The sequence below is a fragment of the Kutzneria buriramensis genome (assembly GCF_003387475.1).
Lineage (GTDB): Bacteria > Actinomycetota > Actinomycetes > Mycobacteriales > Pseudonocardiaceae > Kutzneria > Kutzneria buriramensis.
Window position 1 is genome coordinate 92,225 of record NZ_QUNO01000016.1, and the last position, 19,945, is coordinate 112,169.

The 19,945-nt window shown below is 70.4% G+C and carries 3 protein-coding genes; all 3 read right to left on the reverse strand.

Annotated elements, in window-relative coordinates:
- Positions 1-74 precede the first annotated feature (74 nt).
- The 3 genes from BCF44_RS39000 to BCF44_RS39010 are packed head-to-tail and all read right to left on the reverse strand — an operon-like array spanning position 75 to position 19,932.
- Entirely contained in the window at positions 75-18,401 is an 18,327-nt protein-coding gene (locus BCF44_RS39000; protein ID WP_116179527.1) for a non-ribosomal peptide synthase/polyketide synthase, read from the reverse strand.
- Between the two features lie 23 nt (positions 18,402-18,424).
- Positions 18,425-19,675, reverse strand: a complete 1,251-nt coding sequence (locus BCF44_RS39005) for a serine hydrolase domain-containing protein (RefSeq protein ID WP_246016060.1) — start codon at positions 19,673-19,675, stop codon at positions 18,425-18,427.
- A 56-nt stretch (positions 19,676-19,731) separates the two neighbouring features.
- Positions 19,732-19,932, reverse strand: coding sequence for an MbtH family protein (locus tag BCF44_RS39010; RefSeq protein ID WP_116179528.1), 201 nt, complete (start codon positions 19,930-19,932; stop codon positions 19,732-19,734).
- Positions 19,933-19,945: the final 13 nt, after the last annotated feature.

A 19,945-nucleotide genomic window follows, 5' to 3' on the forward strand; every position in this document is an offset into this window, starting at 1 on the left:
GGTCGCCCGCGGCCCGGACGCTGTCGCCTGCGGGTCGGTGGCGTTCGGCTGCGTCCGTGTCGGGTCGCGGCGGTTCATCGGCTGTCCTCGGCAATCGCCCGCAGCGCTGCCTCGAAGTCCCGCACGACTCTCTCGACTGTGGACCGTTCGTGCCGGCTGGGTTGGTACAGCCAGGAGAACGCGAGTCTGCCGTCCTGCACGGCACCGACGACGTCGAGCAGGTGTGCCTTCCGCTCGGCGGGGTCGTGGTCGCGGCCGAAGGAGCCGTGCGTGGCGGCGAACAGGCTCTCGCCCTCTCCGTCGGAGGCGTCCCACTGGCCGAGGTAGTTGAAGGCGATGCCGGGCTCGACAGCGGGCACGTCGCCGCCGAGGTACCGGAGTGCGCCGTAGCCGAAACCGTTGTCCGGCACGGCTCGCAACTGCTTGCGGACCGACTTGATCCGGCTGCGCCAGTCACCGTCGCCGATCTTGAGCGTGATGGGGTAGATCGTCGTGAACCAGCCGACCGTTCGGGTCAGGTCGACGTCGTCCAGCACGTCCTCGCGGCCGTGGCCCTCGAGGTCGACGGTGACCCGCTCCTCCCCCGTCCAGTTGGACAGCGCGGAGGCCAGCGCGGTGAGCAGCACGTCGTTGATCCGCGTCCGGTAGGCCGCGGGTGCCTTGCGCAGCAACGCATCCGTGTCGGCCTCGTCGAGGACGATCGAGACGGTGTCGGTCGCCGGGTCGTCGCCGTCGTGGTCGACGGGGAGGTCGGCGGCCTCGACGTCCTGCCAGTACCCGTCGTCCAGGCCGCCGTTGCGAACGTGTTCGGTGAGTCGGTTGGACCACTCCTGGAACGAGGTGGTCTTCGGGCCGAGGTCGATCTCGCCGGTCAGGGCCTGCCGGTACGCGGTGTCGAGGTCGTCGAGCAGGATCCGCCACGACACGCCGTCCACGACGACGTGGTGCGCGGCCAGGAACAGCCAGGGGTTGCCGTCCTTTTCGAGCAATGCGGCCTTGAACAGCGGACCGGTGGTCAGGTCGAAGCTCGCGTGCACCTCGTTGGCGAAGTCCTCGCTGAACTCGTGCCGGACGAGCTGCGGCGCTGACTCGAGCGGGGCGTTGTACTGCTCGCCGTCGAACCGCATCCGCAGCGCGTCGTGCTGGCTCCACAGCGCGTCCAGCGCCCGCTGCAACGCCTGCTCGTCCACGCCGTCGACGAGTTCGGCGAGCATGGACTGGTTGAAGTGGTGGGGATTCACGGTGTGGTGCTGGAAGAACCAGTGCTGGATCGGGGTGAGCGGCACCGGGCCGGTGACCAGCTGGCGGTTCTCGTTGAGGTCGGCCGCGCCGACGACCGGCGCGAGCTGCTCGATCGTCTGGTGGAGGAACACGTCCTTGGACGCCAGGTGCAGCCCGGCCTGCCGGGCTCGCGAGACGACCTGCATGCTGAGGATGGAGTCACCGCCGAGCTCGAAGAAGTTGTCGGTGACGCCCACGTTCTGGACGCCGAGGACGTCCGACCAGATCTTGGCCAGCGCGCGCTCGGTGTCCGTGCGCGGCTCGACGTGCTCACCGCCGGCGACGACCGTGACGTCCGGGAGCCGCTTGCGATCGACCTTGCCGCTCGGGTTGAGCGGCAGCGCGTCGAGTTCCTGGAACGCCGCCGGAACCATGTAGTCGGGCAACGTCCTGGCCAGGAAGTCCCGCAGGCCGGAGGCGTCGCCGACGACGTAGGCGATCAGCCGCTTGTCGCGGGCGATCACCACCGCCTCGCGGACGTCCGGGTGCTGGCGCAGCGCGGCCTCGACCTCTCCGAGCTCGACCCGGAAGCCGCGGATCTTGACCTGGTCGTCGGCGCGACCGAGGAATTCGAGCTGGCCGTCCCGCCGCCGGCGCACCACGTCGCCGGTGCGGTACATCCGCGTGCCGGCCTCGAAGGGGTTGGCGACGAACCGGGACGCCGTCAGGCCGGGGCGGTCGAGGTAGCCGCGGGCCAGGCCGCTGCCGGCGACGTACAGCTCGCCGGGGACACCGACCGGGACTGGCCGGAGGGCGTCGTCGAGGACGTGCACCTTGGTGTTGCGGATCGGCCGTCCGATAGGCGGGATTCCGTCCGGTGCCAGCACATCGCTCCACGTGCTGACGACGGTGGACTCGGTCGGGCCGTAGGCGTTGATCATGCGGCGGCCGGGCGCCCAGCGGTCGACCAGTTCGGCCGGGCAGGCGTCGGCGCCGACGATCAGCGTGCCGAAGTCGGGCAGGTCGACGTCCGGGAGCGTGCCGAGCGCCGCCGGCGGGATCAGCGCGTGCGTGATCCCGTTTTCTTGCAGCACCTCCGCGAGCTGGTCGCCCAGCAGCGGGCCCGGCGGCGGCACGACCAGCGCCGCGCCGGCCGGCAGCGCCATGCACAGCTCCAGGATCGACGCGTCGAAGCTCGGCGACGAGAACGCCAGCACCCGGTCGCCGGGCCGCACCCGGAAGTGCGCCGTCTCGGCCGCCGCGAAGCTGGCCAGGCCGGCGTGTGTGACGACAACGCCCTTCGGGCGGCCGGTCGAGCCGGAGGTGTAGATGACGTAGGCGGGCTGGTCGATCCGGTTGGGGCGCTGCGGGTTCACGTCGTCGCGACCGGTGACCTCGTCGATCATCAGCACCGGGACGCCGGTATCCGGTGCCAGGTCTCGTTGCGTGACCACGAGGTGCGGCTTGGCGTCGGCGAGCATGTAGGCGATCCGCTCGACCGGGTAGGTCGGATCCACGGGGAGGAAAGCGCCGCCGGCCTTGGCCACCGCCAGCTGGGCGACGACGATCTCCACGGACCTGGGCAGGGCCAGCGCGACGATCTTCTCCGGGCCGACGCCGCGGTCGATCAGGGTGTGAGCCAACGCGTTGGCGCGGGCGTTCAGCTCGGCGTAGGTGAGCGTCTCGGTGCCGATGACGGCTGTGGAATCCGGCGTGCGGAGCGCCTGCTCCTCCACCAGTTCCGCGAGCGTGCACGGCTTGGTGGCGACGGCGGAGTCGTTCCAGGCGGCCAACTGTCGGCGCTCGGCGTCGGTGAGCATCGGCAGGTCGACGATCTTCGCCGCCGGGTGGGCGGCGATGCCGTCGAGCAGGATGCCGAGGTGCTCGGTGAGCCGGGCGATGGTGTCGGCCTCGAACAGGTCGGCGTTGTAGGTGACCGCGACCAGCAACTCGCCCGCCTGCTCCTGGAACTCGATGGTGACGTCGAAGTTCGCGGTCGTCAGCGGCAGGGCGACGTCCTCGACCTCGATGCCGGGCAGCTGCGGCGTCGCCTGCGGGGCGTTCTGGAGCACGACCATCACCTGGAACAGCGGCGTCCGGCTCGGATCGCGCTCCGGCTGGACGGCGTCGACCACCCGCTCGAACGGGACGTCCTGGTGCGCGAAGGCATCCTGCACCTTGCGGCGGACGGCGTCGAGGTAGTCGTCGAAGGTGCCGCCGACGGTCGAGCGCAGGACCAGGGTGTTGACGAAGAAGCCGACCACCCGCTCCAGCTCGGCACGGTCGCGGCCGTTCGTGACCGTGCCGATGGTGACGTCGTACTGGCCGGTCCAGCGGGACAGCAGGATGTTGCTGGCGGCGGCCAGGGTGGTGAACAGCGTCGTCTCGTGACGGCGGCTGATCTTCTTCAGACTCGTGACGACCCGTTGCGGCACAACGGCTTCGTGCACGGCACCGGTGGTGGTGCGGACCGCCGGGCGGGGACGGTCGGTGGGCAGGTCGGCCGCCGGGAGCTCGGCCAGGGTGTCGATCCAGTACGCCAGCTGACCGTCCAGGTCGCGTGTCCGCTGCCAGGCGGCGAAGTCCGCGTACTGGATCTTCGGCGGTTCCGGGGTTTCGCCACGGTAGAGCGCCATCAGTTCGTCCAGGATGACGCCGTTGGACCAGCCGTCGGTGACGATGTGGTGGATCTCCAGCGTGAGCACGTGCTCGTCGTCGGCGACGCACTCCAGGCGCGGCCGGATCAGCGGGCCACGGCGCAGGTCGAGCGGCCGGGTCTCGGTCAGGCTCACCTCGTACGGCGGGTGCACGATCTGGACGCCGTCCTCGAAGGTCGTGCGCAGCGACTCGTGCCGGGCGACGATCTCGGTGAAGGCGTCGGTGAGCCGATCGACGTCGAGCGGGCCACGGAGCTTGATCGCCAGGGCCGTCACGTGGTCGCCGGGGCTGAAGCTGTCCAGGAACCAGAGCCGCTGCTGGTTGTACGACTGCGGCAGCGGTAGTTCCCTTGGCGCAGTTGGGATCTCGGCGCCCGTGGCGAAGGTGGTGACGAGTTCGGCGACGGTCGGGTGGGTGAACAGGGCACGCGGTGAGACCGTCACCCCGCACTCGGCCTGGAGCCGGGACACCAGCCGGATGCTCAGGATGGAGTCGCCACCGAGTTCGAAGTAGTTGTCGTCCACGCCGACCTTCGGCACGCCGAGCAGCTCCGCCCAGATGCCGGCCACGGCCGCCTCCAGGTCGGTGCGGGGCGCGACGAAGTCGGCCTCGATCACCGACGGCTCCGGCAGCGCCCGGCGGTCCACCTTTCCGTTGCGGTTCAACGGAAGCTCGTCAAGGGTGACGACAACCGCCGGCACCATGTACTCCGGCAGCACGGTCCGCAACCCGGCCAGGTCGGCGGCGCCGACGACGTAGGCGATCAGCCGCTTGTCGCGGACGATCACCACCGCCTGGTCGACGGCCGGCTGCGCGGCCAGGGCGGTTTCGATCTCGCCGAGCTCGATCCGGAAGCCGCGGAGTTTGACCTGGTCGTCCCCACGGCCGAGGAACTCCAGCTCTCCGTGGACCCGCTTGACGATATCGCCCGTACGGTACATGCGGGCGCCCGGCCGGAACGGGTCGGCGACGAACCGGTCCGCCGTCAGGCCCGGCTGGTCGAGGTAGCCGCGGGCCACGCCGGCGCCGGCGATGCACAGCTCGCCGGGCGCGCCGTCCGGGACCGGCCGCAGGTCGGCGTCCAGGACGTAGGTGCGCATGTTGTCCAGGGGACGGCCGATCGGCACCGAATCCGGGACATCGCCGGTCATGCGGTGTGCGGTGGCGAAGGTGGTGGTCTCGGTCGGGCCATAGCCGTCGACGACCGTGATGCCGGGGCAGGCGTCGAGCACGCGCCGGACCGCGTGAGCCGGCACGACGTCGCCACCGGTCCACACCTCGGTGACGCCGGCCAGACACTCCGGCGCGTCCTGGGCGATCATCCGGAACAGGCCGGCGGTCAGCCAGACTCCAGTGACGTCTGCTCGGCGGAGGTCCTCCACCGTCAGGTCCGGGGCGCCAGTGAGCACGACCTCGCCGCCGCGCAGCAGCGGCACCCACAGCTCGTAGGTGGAGGCGTCGAACGCCAGCGGCGAATGGGCCAGCACCCGCAGGTGACCGCCGGCGAACCGGCCTTCGAGGACCAGCGCGAGCACGTCCCGGTGCCGGACCGCCACGCCCTTCGGCGTGCCGGTTGAGCCCGAGGTGTACATGACGTAGGCGAGGTTCTCCGGGTGGACCTCGACGACGGGGGCGTGGGCGGCCATGTCCCGGGTGATCATCTCCGGGCCGACGACGATGCTGTCGCCCGCGACGACCCGTCGCCGCTCCTCCGGCGCTCGGACGTCCAGCGGCACGTACGCCCCGCCCGCCTTGAGCACCGCCAGTTCGGCGATCACGTGCTCGATCGACGGCTCCAGCAGCAGCGCGACCCGGTCCTCGGGCCGCACCCCCATCGCCACCAGCCGATGCGCCAGGTGGTTGGCCCGTCCGTCGACTTCGGCGTACGTCAGGGTCACGTCGCCGCAGGTCACGGCCGGTGCGTCCGGCGTCCGCGCCGCCTGCTCGGCGAACCGGGCGGCGATTGTAGTCGCCGGTACGACAGTTTCCGCCCCGGCGGCCTCCGCCAGCACTCGCGCCCGCTCGATGTCGGACACCCACGGTAGGCTGGAAACGGGGGCTGCGCTGTCGCCGGCCAGCGCGTTGATCAACAACCCGATGCGTTCCAGCAGGTCAACAGCGGTTTCCGCGTCGAACAGCGCCGGGTCGTAGCCCAGGTCCATGGTCAGCTCGTCGTCCATCGACGCCCGCAGGCACAGCGGGAAGTTCGTGGTGTCGCCGGACTCCACCGACAGCACCCGCGGCGCCCCCGTCACCGACGGCTCGCTGATCGGGTAGTTCTCGAACACCACCATGCTGTCGAACTGGCTGCCGACCTGCACGAACCCGAGCTCCCGGGCCTCGCTCTGCTCGTCCTGCAACCGCCGCAGCCAGTCGCCGACCGTCTCGTCGCGGATGTCCACCCGCGTCGGCACGGTGTTGATGAACAGGCCGATCATCGACTCCACGCCCGGCAGTTCGGCCGGCCGGCCGGACACCGTGGTGCCGAACAGCACCGTCCGCTCCCCCGAGTACAGCGAGAGCAGCAGACCCCACGCCGCCTGGATCATCGTGTTGACGGTGATGCCGTATCGACGCGCGACCTCGCCCAGGCCGCTCACCGTGATCCGCGTCGACGCAGTCGACCGGGACCGGTGCGCCTCAGCCGGCTGCCGGTCGTACGGCAGCGGCGTCCGGGCAACGCCGTCCACGACACGCTTCCAGTACTCCTCGGCAGCACGCTTGTCCTGGCCGGCGAGCCATTCCAGGTAGTCGCGGAACGGCCGTCGCGTGACGGTCGGTGTGCGGCCGCAGTACTCCTCGCAGACCTCGCCGAACACCTGGGCGAGGCTCCAACCGTCCATCAGCACGTGGTGTGAGGTCCATGCCAGCTCGACCTCGTCGCCGACCGGCGTGACCTCGATCCGGGTCAGCGGCGACTTGTCCAGGCTGATCGGGCCGTCGTTCAGCTGTGCGACCAGGTCCACGACCTGCACCGGCTCGTCCACGCCCGTCCACACGAGCCGGGTGCGCAGCGCGGGCGTGCGATCGACAACCCGTTGCCAGGCCTGGCGGAACCGCTCGATGTCGTCGACGCCGGCCATCCGGATCCGCAGCGTGTCGACGTACAGGTCGGGGTCGACCAAGCTGTGGAACAACAGGCCGGACTGCAGCGGCGTCAGCGGGTAGACGTCCTCGACGCCGTCGCCGACGACCGTGTCCACCTCGGACTGGGTGAGCCGCGCCAGCGGGAAGTCGGACGGCGTCCGACCGCCGTGGTCCTTGCAGTGCTCGACGATTTCCCTGAGGCCGTCGAGGGTCGCGGCGGCGAGGTTGCGCACGGTCTGCTCGTCGTGGATCTCCGGCGAGTACGTCCAGCCCAGTTCCAGCCGGCCGTCCTGGACGATGCCGATCACGTCGATCAGGTGGGTGCGTTCGCCGTCCTGGTCACCGCCGGTGATCGACCGGTAGAAGCCGGACCGGTCGTCGGCCCACTGGCCGTGGTAGTTGAAGCTGATCCCGGGCCTGATCGCCGGCGCGGTCCCGTGCAGGTGCCGCAGCGCCCCGTACCCGAGGCCCTTCGACGGCACGGCCCTCAGCTGTTCCTTGACCGCCTTGAGGGTCGCGCCCCAGTCCCCTGCCGGCATGTCCAGCGCGACCGGGTATTCGGCGGTGAACCACCCGACCGTCCGGGACAGATCCACACCGTCGACGACATCCTCGCGGCCGTGCCCCTCCAGGCCGATCAACACCTTGTCGTGACCGGTCCAGTCGGCCACCGCCCGCCCGAGGGCGCTCAGCAGCACGTCGTTGGCCTGCGTGCGATACGCGTCCGGCACCTTGCGCAGCAAGGCATCGGTGGTTTCCCGCTCGAGCCGGACGGAGAATGTCTGGCTGGTGGCCGGCCTTCCTTCACGGTCCAGCGGCAAGCTGCCGTCGACAGTCGCCGTGCTTTCCCAGTACGGGAGGTCCTGGGAGAAGTCGTGGGCGGCTATGCGCCGCGCCCAGTCCACATAGGACGTCGTCTTGGCTGGCAGCGCGCGCCCGTGATACGCCGAGTCGATGTCGTCGAGGATGATCCGCCACGACACGCCGTCGACGACGAGGTGGTTGATCGTCAGCGCCAGCCGCGGGGCGTTGAAGCACCAGCCCACGTGCTCGCTCTCGGCCTGCACCTCCTGCTGCCACCCGCCCTCGACGCGGGTGAACCTGGTCCGCAGGGCGTCGTGATGGGCGATCACCGTCTCGAGTGCGGCGTTGAGCCGCGCCAGGTCGATGTCCGGGCCGAGTTCGGCGACCAGCGACATCGTGAACGCCTCGATGCCGGTGTTCAGGAACCACGCCTGGATCGGCGTCACCGGCGCGGTGCCACTCGCGTCGGTGACGATCGGCGTCTCCGCGCGCACCACCCGCGCCAGCTCGGCGACCGTCTGGTGGCGGAACACATCCTTCGACACCAGCGCCAGGCCTGCGGCACGGGCCCGAGACACCACCTGGATGCTGAGGATGGAGTCGCCGCCGAGCGCGAAGAAGTTGTCCGTCACACCGACGCGGTCCACGCCCAGCGCCTCGGCCCAGATCCCGGCCAGCAGCCGCTCGTTCGCGGTCCGCGGCGCCACCCACTCCGCGACCTCCACCACCGGCTCCGGCAGCGCGCGCCGGTCGATCTTGCCGGTGCTGGTCAGCGGCAGGCTGTCCAACGACACGAAGACCGTCGGAACCATGTAGTCCGGCAGCGATTCACGAAGGCGCTCGCGGAGATCTTCCGTCGATCCCACCACGTAGCCGATCAGCCTGTTGTCGCGCACGGCAACCGCCGCCTGCGTGACGTCAGGGAGCCGCAGCAGCGCCGCCTCGACCTCGCCGGGTTCGATGCGGAACCCGCGCACCTTCACCTGCTCGTCGATGCGGCCGACGTACTCCAGCGAACCGTCGGCGGTCCACCGCACTCGGTCGCCGGTTGCATACAGTCGACCGCTGCCGAAGGGGTTGGCGATGAAGCTGGCCGCCGTGAGTCCGGGGCGGTTGAGGTAGCCACGGGCGAGTTGGACGCCGGCGATGTGGAGCTGTCCGGCGACGCCGATCGGCACCGGCCGCAACGAGTCATCCAGCACGTACGCGCGCAGGTTGCTCAGCGGCTTGCCGATCACCGGCCGCGAGCCGCTGATGGGCGCGAGGGTGGCGTCGACGGTGCACTCGGTCGGGCCGTAGAGGTTGTACGCCCGCGTGCCGGGGAGTTGTTGCAGGTCATGCCAGAGCTGGTCGTCGATGGCCTCCGCGCCGAGCACCAGGACGGGCGGCATCGGACGGCCGGTGGCGAGCAGGTGCCGAACGAACGACGGCGTGGAGTTGATCAGGTCGACGTCGTGGTCCAGCACGGTTTCCGGGTCGACGACGTGCAGCTCGTGGCCGGCGGCCATGAGCAGCAGGCCCTCCCAGGCGGCGTCGAACGAGAAGGCAGCCGTGAGCGCGACCTTCAGCCAGCGGCCGTCGGCGAAGTCGTCACCGTGGTCGTGGTGCAGGTTGGCCAGGGCACGGTGGCTGATCACCACGCCCTTGGGCGTGCCGGTCGAACCGGAGGTGTAGATCACGTAGGCCGCGCTGTCGAGGTGCGGCTTGGGCAGCGGTCTGACCGCTGCATCCGTGGTGACCGAGGTGACGGTCAGAACGGGGTTGGCGTCCGCGCAAATGAACTCGGCGCGGTCGGCGGGCAGCTCGGGGTCGAGGTAGAGCACGGCCGCGCCGGCCTTGTGCACGGCGAGGATTGCGATCACCGCGTCGGCCGAGCGCGGGATCGACACGGCGACGAACCGGTCCGGGCCCGCGCCTTGGGAGACCAGGCTCGCGGCGAGGCGGGAGGAAAGATCGTCCACCTCGGCGAAGGTCATCCGCCGTCCATCGTGGACCAGGGCCACCGCGTCGGGCGTGGCCTGGGCCTGAACGGAGAACAGCTCCGGGAAGGTCAGCGGTGGGACCTCGCGGTCGGTGCCGCTCCACTCGACGAGCTGCGCGACCTCGGCCGACGTCAGCAGCGCCAGTTCGGCCAGCGGCCGGTCCGGATTCTCCGCGACGGCCGCGAGCAGCGTGCGGAGGTTGCCGATCAGACGGGTGATGGTCGAGGCGTCGAACAGGTCGGTGTTGTAGTTGACCAGGCCGCGCAGCCGGTCGCCGTCCTCGGCGAACTCGAAGGTCAGGTCGAAGCTGGCGGTGGTCATCGGCAGCGGCAGCTCCTCGGCGGTCAGCCCGTCGAGCGCCGGCAGCTTGGCCCCACTGTTCTGCAAGGTCACCATCGCCTGGAACAGCGGCGAACGGCTGGTGTCGCGCTCCGGCTGCACCTCGTCGACGACCCGCTCGAACGGCACGTCCTGGTGTGCGAACGCCCCGAGCACGGTGTCCCGGACCGCGGCGGCGAACTCGCGGAATGTCTGCCGACCGTCCACATGGGACCGCAGGACGACGGTGTTCACGAACATGCCGACGATCCGCTCGACCTGGGCGTTGTCACGGCCGGAGGTCACGGTGCCGACGGCGATGTCGTCCTGGCCGGTCCACCGCGCGAGCAGCGCCTGGCAGGCGGCGACGAGCGTCATGAACAGCGTGCCGTCGGCGACACGAACCGTTGGCGCGTCGAACTCGATGGCGGCGCCGTTGTGGGTCTGCGTCGCCGGGCGCGGGCGATCGGTCGGCAGCTCCAGCGCCGGCACATCGCGCAGGCGGTCCCGCCAGTACGACAGCTGGTCGTCCAGGTTCAGGGTTCGCTGCCAGGCGGCGAAGTCCGCGTACTGAAGGCCGGGTTCGGGCAGCTCGGATCCGTTGTACAGGGCGGCGAGCTCGTCGACCAGGACGCCGATGGACCAGCCGTCGGTGATGATGTGGTGCATCGCCAGCGCGAGTTCGTGCTCGGCCGGGGCGATCTCGGTGAGCCGGATCCGCAGCAGCGGGCCGTTGACCAGGTCGAACGGCCCCTCGACGTCGGTGAACTCCGCTTCGAACGGTGGATTCACGATCAGCCGAGGCCCGTCGCCGATCGTGGTGCGCAGCGACTCGTGCCGGGAGATCAACGTGGTCAGCGACGCCTTCAGCTTCGGCACATCGAGCGAGCCCAGCAGCTTGACGGCGAAGACCGTGGTGTATTCGGTGCTGTCGGGGTCGAACTGGTGCAGGAACCAGAGCCGTTGCTGCGCAGAGGAAAGCGGTAGTGCCCGGTCTCTCGGCGCCGGCGGGATGACTGTGACCTCGGCGGCGGCTGGCATAGCCGCCGCCAGCGCGGCGACGGTCGGCGCGGTGAACAGCACGCGGGGTGACACCTCGACGCCGAACTCCGCGCGCAGCTTCGAGGTGATCTTGATGCTGAGGATCGAGTCGCCGCCGAGCTCGAAGTAGTTGTCCTCCAGGCCGACCCGCTCCACGCCGAGCGTCTCGGCCCAGATCGCGGCGACCTTGCGCTGTGCCTCGGTGACCGGTTCGACGTAGCCGCGGCTGACGACCTCCGGCGCGGGCAGCGCCCGCCGATCGAGCTTGCCGTTGCGGGTCAGCGGAATCTCGTCGATCCGGACGATCGCGGCCGGGATCATGTGTTCCGGCAGCGACTTCGCCAGGTGCTCGCGCAGCCCCTCGGTCTCGCCGACGACGTAGGCGACAAGCCGCTGATGTCCCGGCGTGTCCTCGCGGGCGATCACCGCGACCGAGCTGACCTGCTCGGCGTCGAGCAACGCCGCCTCGATCTCGCCCAGTTCGATCCGGAAGCCACGGATCTTCACCTGGTGGTCGGCGCGGCCGAAGTACTCCAGCTCGCCGTCGGCCCGCCACCGAGCGAGGTCTCCGGTCCGGTACATCCGGGTGCCCGCATCAAACGGGTTCGCGACGAACCGGGACGCCGTCAGGCCCGGCCGGTTCAGGTACCCCCGCGCCAGGCCCGCGCCGGCGACGTACATCTCGCCGATCACGCCGGGTGGGACCGGGTTGAGGTCCGCATCCAACACGTACACCCGAAGGTCGGGCAGCCCGACGCCGATGGTGTTGCCGGCAGCGCGATCCAGCGCGCGGTGCGTCACGTGCACTGTGGTCTCGGTGATGCCGTACATGTTGACCAGCTCGACCTTGCCCCACCACGCGTCCAGGCGCCGCGCGTCGAGCGCCTCGCCGCCGAAGATCACGTACCGCAGCGACAGCCCGTCGACCGGTTCCAGCTGGTAGAAGGCCGACGGCGTCTGGTTCAGCACCGTCACGCGCTCGTCGACCAGCAGCCGCAGGAAGTCCCTCGGCGACCGGGAGATCGCATGCGGAACCACCAGAAGCCGGCCGCCGTGCAGCAGCGGGCCCCACAGCTCCCACACCGAGAAGTCGAACGCGTAGGAGTGGAACAGCGTCCAAACATCGTTGGCGCCGAAGGAGAACAGGTCACGCGTCGAGGCGAACAGCCGGGTCACGTTGGCGTGCGTGACGACCACGCCCTTGGGCACGCCGGTCGAGCCCGAGGTGTAGATCAGGTACGCCGGGCTCTCCGGCACGGCGGTCGGCGTGGGATCGGTGTCCGGCTCGCCGTCGGCATCGACCGAGGCCAGCATCAGCAGGGCGTTGCTGTCGGCCAGCATCCGGTCGATGCGGTCCTGCGGGTACGAGGGGTCGATCGGCAGATAGGCCGCGCCGGCCTTGAGCACCGCGAGGACGGCGATCACCAGGTCGGCCGTGCGCGGCAGGCACAGCGCGACGAACTTCTCCGGTTCGGCACCGACGGCGATCAACCTGTGCGCCAGGCGGTTCGCCCGTACGTTCAAGTCCGCATAGGTCAGACTCGTCCCGTCGGCCGTCACCGCGACGGCGTTCGGGGTCCTGTGCACCTGCTCCGCGAACAACTCGGTGATCGTCGGCGCCGGCAGGTCGACCGCGCTCCCCTGCCAACCGGCGAGGACGTTCTCTCGCTCGTGAGCGGACATCCACGGCAGCGTGTGCAGCGGCACGTCGGTCAAACCGGTGAGCAGCGTCTCCAGCCGGGCGGCCATCGCGCGGGCGGTGCTCAGGTCGAACAGGTCGGGGTCGGTGGCGAGTTCGAAGCTCAGCTTCGGGTCGAGGTATGCCCGCAGCACGACCGGGAAGTTGGTGCTGTCCTTGGCGTCCACATGCTGCACGGCGACGCCGGCCTGCTCGTCGAACGGGTAGTTCTCGAACGCCACCATGCTGTCGAACAGGCTCTGACCAGCGGGAACGTCGCTGTACGAGCGCAGCCGGCTCAGCGCCACGAAGTCGTAGCGGCGGGTCGCGGCCTGCCGCGCCTGCACCTCGCGCAGCCACGGCACCAGCTTGTCCTGGCTGCGAACCGCCACCCGGGTCGGCACCGTGTTGATGAACATGCCGATCATCGACTCGACGCCCGGCAGGTCGTCCGGGCGGCCGGAGACCGTCGTACCGAACACCACGTCCGGCTCACCGCTCTGCCGCGACAGCAGTAGCGCCCACGCGCCCTGCACGACCGTGTTGACGGTCAGGCCGTTGCGCTGCGCGAACTCCCGGAGCCGGGTCGACTGCTCCTCCGACAGCGACACCTTGATCGACTGCCCCGACCGGGCCTGGTGCGCCTGCGCGGGCTGCCGGTCATACGGCAGCGGCGTCGGCCTCTCGAATCCGCCCAGCGCCTCGCGCCAGAACGCCTCGGCGGCGGATTCGTCCTGTGCGGCCAGCCAGGCCAGGTAGTCCCGGAACGGCCGCCGGACCGTGGTGACCTGCCCGCCGTACTGGCCGCAGACCTCCTCGAACACCTGCCCGAGGCTCCAGCCGTCGAGCATGATGTGGTGCGAGGTCCAGGTCAGGCGGACGCGGTCGCCGCCCAGCGGCACGATCGCCAGCCGCATCAGCGGCGCCTGCGTGAGATCGAGGGTGGTGTCGTCGGAGTCCTCGTGGCTGATGGGCACGGTGACGTGCCGCTGCACGATCTGCACCGGCTCGTCGAGCCCGTCCCAGGCCAGCCGGGTCCGCAGCGCGGGCGTGCGGTCGACGACCGCCTGCCAGGCCTCGCCGAACGCCACCGGGTCGCTGATGCCGTCCAGCACCATCTGCGCCTGGTCGACGTAGATTTCGGGCTCCACCAGGCTGTGGAACAGCATGCCGGCCTGGAGCGGGGTCAGCGGGTAGATGTCCTCGACGTCCCGCCCGCCACCGACCAGATCATCCACTCCTGCCTGGTCGAGCCGGGCCAGCGGGAAGTCGGACGGGGTGCGGCCGCCCGCGGCCGGCCAGGCGCAGTGGCCGACGATCTCCCGCAGCGACCGCAGCATCGCGTCGGCGAGCCGGCGCACCGTCTCCGACTCGTAGAGATTCTCCGAATACAGCCAGGTCAGAGTGAGCTTGCCGTCCTCGACGGCGCCGGCGACATCGAGCAGGTAGCCGTTGCGCTCGCCGGGCGCGAGGTCGGATCCGGTCGCGTCGCGCTGGCCGAGGAACAGCGCGGACGCGCCGGAATCCCACTGGCCGTGGTAGTTGAAGCAGATGCCCGGCGGGGAGTTCAGGTCATGGCCGCCGAGGTAGCGCAGGGCCTCGTAGCTCAGGCCGCGGCGCGGGATCGCCCGCAGCTGCTCCTTGACCGCCTTGAGCGTGCTGCCCCAATCGCGGCCGGCGGGCACGGACAGCGCCACCGGGAACTGAGTCGTGAACCAACCGACAGTGCGGGACAGGTCGACGCCGTCGAACAGGTCCTCGCGGCCGTGTCCCTCCAGCGCGATCAGCACGTCGTTACGACCGATCCAGTCGGCCAGCGTCTGGCCGAGGGCGCTCAGTAGCACGTCGTTGATCTGCGTGCGGTAGACGTCGGGCACCTGGTGCAGCAGGGCGTCCGTCTCGGCGTGGCCGAGGCTGACGGTGATCTGCCGGGTCGAGCCGGACAGGTTCTCACCGTCTCGGTCGACCGGCAGCGCCGACTCCGGGATCTGCTGCCAGTACGGTAGATCCGCCGAGAAGTCGTGTCCGACGAGCCGGTGCGACCACTGGGCGAACGCGGTCCCGGTCGGCTCCAGTGGCTCGCCCCGGTAGGCGGCCTCGATGTCGCCGAGCAGCAGCCGCAGCGACACGCCGTCCACGGCGAGGTGGTGGATCGCCAGGAACAGCAGCGGGGTCTCCCCCGGCAGGAGGATCGCCTTCACCATGCGGCCGGCGGAGAGGTCCAGGCCGTCACGGCTGATCTCGGCGCTTTCCTCCAGGACGCCGGTCGGCGCGTCCATCGGCTCCTGCTGCCAAACGCCGTCCACACAGGTGAATCGGGTGCGCAGCGCCTCGTGGTGGTCGATCACGGTGTCGATCGCCGTGGCGAGCCGGTCGCGGTCCACATCGGCCGGCAGTTCCAGCAGCATCGACATGGTGAAGTGGTTCAGCGGACCGTAGGTCTCGAAGAACCAGTGCTGGATCGGGGTCAGCGGCGCGGGACCGGCGATCACCGGCGCGACGGTGGCGTCCAGGCTCCGCACCACCAGCGCCAGCTCGGCGATCGTCTGGTGGGTGAACAGGTCCCGCGAGGTCAGCCGCAGCCCGGCGGCGCGTGCCCGGGACACCACCTGGATGCTGAGGATGGAGTCGCCGCCCAGCGCGAAGAAGTTGTCCTGCACGCCGATCCGCTCGCCGCCGAGCACCCCGGCCCAGATCTCCGCCAGCTGCCGCTCGGTCTCGGTACGCGGCGCGACCCACTCCGCCGCCTGCACCACCGGCGCCGGCAACGCCTTCCGGTCCACCTTGCCGGTGCTGGTCATCGGCAGCCGGTCCAGCTGCACGATCACCGCCGGCACCATGTACTCCGGCAACGCCGCGCGGAGCCGCTCGCGGACGGTGTCCGCGGCGCCGACGACATAGCCGATCAGCCGGTTGTCCCGCACGACCACCGCGGCCTGGCTGACCTCCGGCAACGCGAGGAGGGCCGCCTCGACCTCGCCCGGTTCGATGCGGAAGCCGCGGATCTTCACCTGGTCGTCGGCGCGACCGATGTATTCCAGCCGGCCGTCGGCGCGCCACCGCACCAGGTCGCCGGTGCGGTAGAGCCGGCCGTCGCCAAAGGGGTTGGCGACGAACCGATCCGCGGTCACGCCGGGGCGGTTGAGGTAGCCGCGCGCCACCTGCGCGCCGGCCAGGCAAAGCTCACCCACGACGCCGGTCGGAACGGGCCGCAAGTAGTCGTCCAGCACGTACGCCTGCATATTGTGCAGCGGTCGGCCCAGCGAGGACCGGTCACCTGCGACAACGCAGGACAGGGCGTCGACCGTGCATTCGGTGGGCCCGTAGAAGTTGTGCGTGGTCGTGCCGTCGACGGCCGCGAGTTCCCGCCACAGCTCGTCGCTGAGCGCCTCGCCGCCGAGCATCAGCACCGCCGGGCGGTGGCGGGGATCCGTCAGCAGGCCCGCAGGAAGGAGTTGGCGCAGGTAGGTCGGGGTGAGGTCGAGGAAGTCGATCCGGTGCCGCGCCACACAGTCCACGAGCGCGTCGGCGTCCATCCGGGTCTCGTCGTCGATCACGTGCAGCTCGTGGCCGTCGGCGAGCAGCACCGGGCCCTCGAGCGAGGTGTCGAAGGAGAAGACCGCCGTGGTCGCCACCCGCAGCCGGCGGCCGGCGGCGAAGTCGTTGCGGTGGTTGAACAGCAGGTTCACCAGGTTCCGGTGTTCGACCGCGACGCCCTTCGGGGTGCCGGTGGAGCCGGAGGTGTAGATGATGTACGCGGTGCTGTCCGTCCGGATCGGACGGTCCGGGTTGGTCTCCGGCTCGTGATCGGCGTCCGCGAGCAGGATCCGCTCTCCCACCACAGGTGTGGTGGTGTCATCTTCGGCGACCACCACAAGTGTGGTGCCGGCGTCGCGTAGCAGCAGATCAACACGGTCCTTCGGCAGTCGGCGGTCCACCGGCAGGTACACCGCGCCCGCCTTGAACACCGCGAGCATCGCGATGACCAGCTCGGCCGAACGGGGTAGCGCGAGGGCGACCACTCGCTCCGGACCGGCGCCGTGCGCGATCAGGTGGTGCGCGAACCGGTTCACGCGGGTGTTCAGCTCGGCGTAGCTCAACTCTGTGTCCTGGAACACAAGTGCGCGGGCCGCCGGGGCCGAGCGAACCGTCTCCTCGAAGACCTCGACAATGGTGGAGGCTGTCACGTCCAGCGCGGTGTCGTTGGCCTCGATCAGCAGCCGGGACCGCTCCGCCTCGGTGAGCAGCGGCAGGTCACCGACCCGCCGCACCGAAGTGATCTCCATCAGCAGCTGGGAAAGGTGTTCCGCCATCCGCTCGACGGTGTCCACGTCGAACAGATCGGTGCTGTATTCGACCGAGCCGGCCAGGCCCTCGGGCGTGTCCTGGAACTCGAAGCTGAGGTCGAAGGTGGCCGACCGCCGGCTCACGTCCACCGGCTCGACCGCCAACGCGCCGAACTCCGGCGGGGTGCCGGCGGCCCCGTGCAGCAGCACCAACGCGTCGAACAGCGGGTTCCGGCTGGGGTCCCGCTCCAACCGGAGCGCCTCGACGACCTTGTCGAACGGCGCCTCGGCGTGCGCCAGCGACGCCAGCACGGTCTCCCTGACCTGCGCCAGGAAGTCCCCGAACGACACCTCGTCATCCACTGTGGACCGCAGCACGACCGTGTTGACGAAGAAGCCGACCATGCGATCCAGCTCGGGCCGGTTGCGGACGTTCACCACCGAGCCGACGGCGATGTCCTGCCGTCCGGTGTAGCGGGCCAGCAGCACCTGACAGGCCGCGACCAGCACCGCGTACAGGGTCGTGTCGTGCTCGCGGGCCAGTTCGGACAGGCGCGTCGAAACCGCCGGCGGCAAGCGGAAGTCGTGCACCGCACCGGCCGAGGTCCGCACCGCCGGGCGCGGCCGATCCGTGGGGATCGCCAGCGGCTCCACGCCGGCGAGCTGCGAAGTCCAGTACTCCAGGTGCTTGTCCAGCGGCCGCCCGCGCTGCCACACGGCGTAGTCCGCATACTGCACCGCGGGCTCGGCCAGATCGGCGCCGCCGTAGAGGCGACCCAGCTCGTCGATCATGATGCCCATCGAGGCGCCGTCGGTGACGACGTGGTGCGCGGTCAGCAGCAGCACGTGGTCCTCGGCGGCCAGCCGGACCAGAAGTGCCCGCAGCAGCGGGCCTTCCCGCAGGTCGAACGGCCGCGAGTACTCGTCGGCCAGCACCTGGTCCAGCTCGGCCGGCTCCTCGACCATCCGCAGCGGGACGTCCACCGCGTCGGCGATCTTCTGGACCGCGACGCCGTCCACGACGGACACCGTGGTACGCAACGACTCGTGCCGCAGCACCAAGGCCTCGAGCGCGGCGGTCAGCGCCGGCACGTCGAGGTCGCCGGACAGGCGGAGCGCAACGGCACTGTTGTACTCCGACTCCCCCGGCCGCAGCTCGTCCAGGAACCACAGGCGCTGCTGGGCGTACGACAGCGGCAGCGCCGAGGACCGGTCGGCGCGCGGAATGCCGTCGGACGCCTTCGCCCGCCCGGCGAGCCGTCGCCTGAGCTGCTCCCGGAGTTCCGCCGGCAGCGCGTCGATGCGGCTCTGCCTCGATGTCGTCATGATGTCCGTTTCTCTAGTCTCGGTCAGCGGCGGGCGGCGACACGGCCGCCGGTCTGCAGGCCGTGGATCCGGCCGGTCGACGGGTCGCGCAGGAAGCGGCCGCCCAGCACGCGCCGGCCGGATTCCGGCTCCAGCACGGAGAACGCCCAGTCGCGGTGCACCGTCAGCTCCGGGTACAGCTCGCCGCCGACGCGCAGCACGCCGTCGCCGGCGTCGACGAAGTACTCCATGTCGCCGTTGGCGTAGCTGCCGGTCAGCCCCGCCGGCATCGGCATCTCGTCGTGCCGCTGCGACAGGTCGTAGTCGGCCACGTCCAGGCCGAGTTCGCGGAGCCGGCCGACGAGATCCACCCACAGCGCCGCGCCGGACACGGCGTTGGTGGTCAGGGCCACCACCTGGCCGCCGGTCGGGTTGATGCGCAGGTGGCAGGAGGTGCCGTCGGCGGTGCCGTCGTGGCCGACCCAGCCGTCGAACACCGCGAGGCCCAGTCCCCAGCCGTTGGCCAGTCCAAAAGGGACGACGCCGGGCACCTGGCGGCGCATGGTGCGCAGCAGCTGCGGCGACAGCGGGCCGTCACCGGTGACGTGCATCAGCCCGAAGGTGACCAGGTCCTCGGCGCTCAGCGCCAGCGCACCGGCGCCGGCCTCGACCTCCGACAACGTCTGATCCACCGGCACGCCGCGACGAGCGTGGCCGGTCACGAAGGTGTCGGTGGACCGCTTGCCGCCCGGCTCGACCGTGAACGCCGGCTCGATGCCCAGCGGCGTCAGCAGGAGGGCCTCGACGGCCTCCCACCAGTCCATGCCGGTGATCTCCTCCACGAGCCGCGACAGCAGCACGTAGCCGACGTTGGAGTAGGAGAACCCCACGCCGGGGCGCAGCACCAGCTCCGCGTCCCGGCAGGCGCGTAAGTACTGGCGCGTCGAGGAGTTCTCGCCGGCCACGGCGGCCGGCAGGCCGCTGGTGTGGCTGAGCAGCTGCCGCACGGTCAGCTCGCCCACCCGCGGCCCCAGGTCCCCCAGGTGCTCGGCGAGCCGGTCCTCCAGGTCGAGATCGCCGTCCGCGACCAGCAGCATCGCCAACGTCGCGGTGAACGGCTTGGTGATCGATCCGATCGGATACTTGCCGGCGGCGCCGACGGTGATCGTCTCGCCGCCGGTGTGCACCGACAGCTGCGCCGCCGGCACCCCGTGGCGGTCGACCAGTCCCGACAGGGTGTGTTCGAGGCTGGTCTTGTCCACAACGGACCGGATCGTCGCGGCGGACGAGGTCACGGCGTCCCTCCCCAGGAATTAGTTTTGATCTTCACTGAAGTGATAGTGCTATTGGTTCAGTGGTTCGCGGCCATCCACTCCCGCAGGCTGCGCGGCCTCATGTCGGTCCACACCTGGTCGACGTGGTCCATGCACTCCTGCTTGCCACCCTGGAAACCGGTCGGCCGCCAGCCGGCCGGCACCTCGTTGGCCAGCGGCCACAGCGAGTACTGCTCCTCGTCGTTGACCAGCACCTGGTAGTCGATGTCGTCGCGCATTGCTTCCTCTCAG

Excerpts from the sequence above, each read along its gene's own strand:
- BCF44_RS39000 (WP_116179527.1), bottom strand. The coding sequence starts at position 18,401 with ATGACGACATCGAGGCAGAGCCGCATCGACGCGCTGCCGGCGGAACTC.
- BCF44_RS39010 (WP_116179528.1), bottom strand. The coding sequence starts at position 19,932 with ATGCGCGACGACATCGACTACCAGGTGCTGGTCAACGACGAGGAGCAG.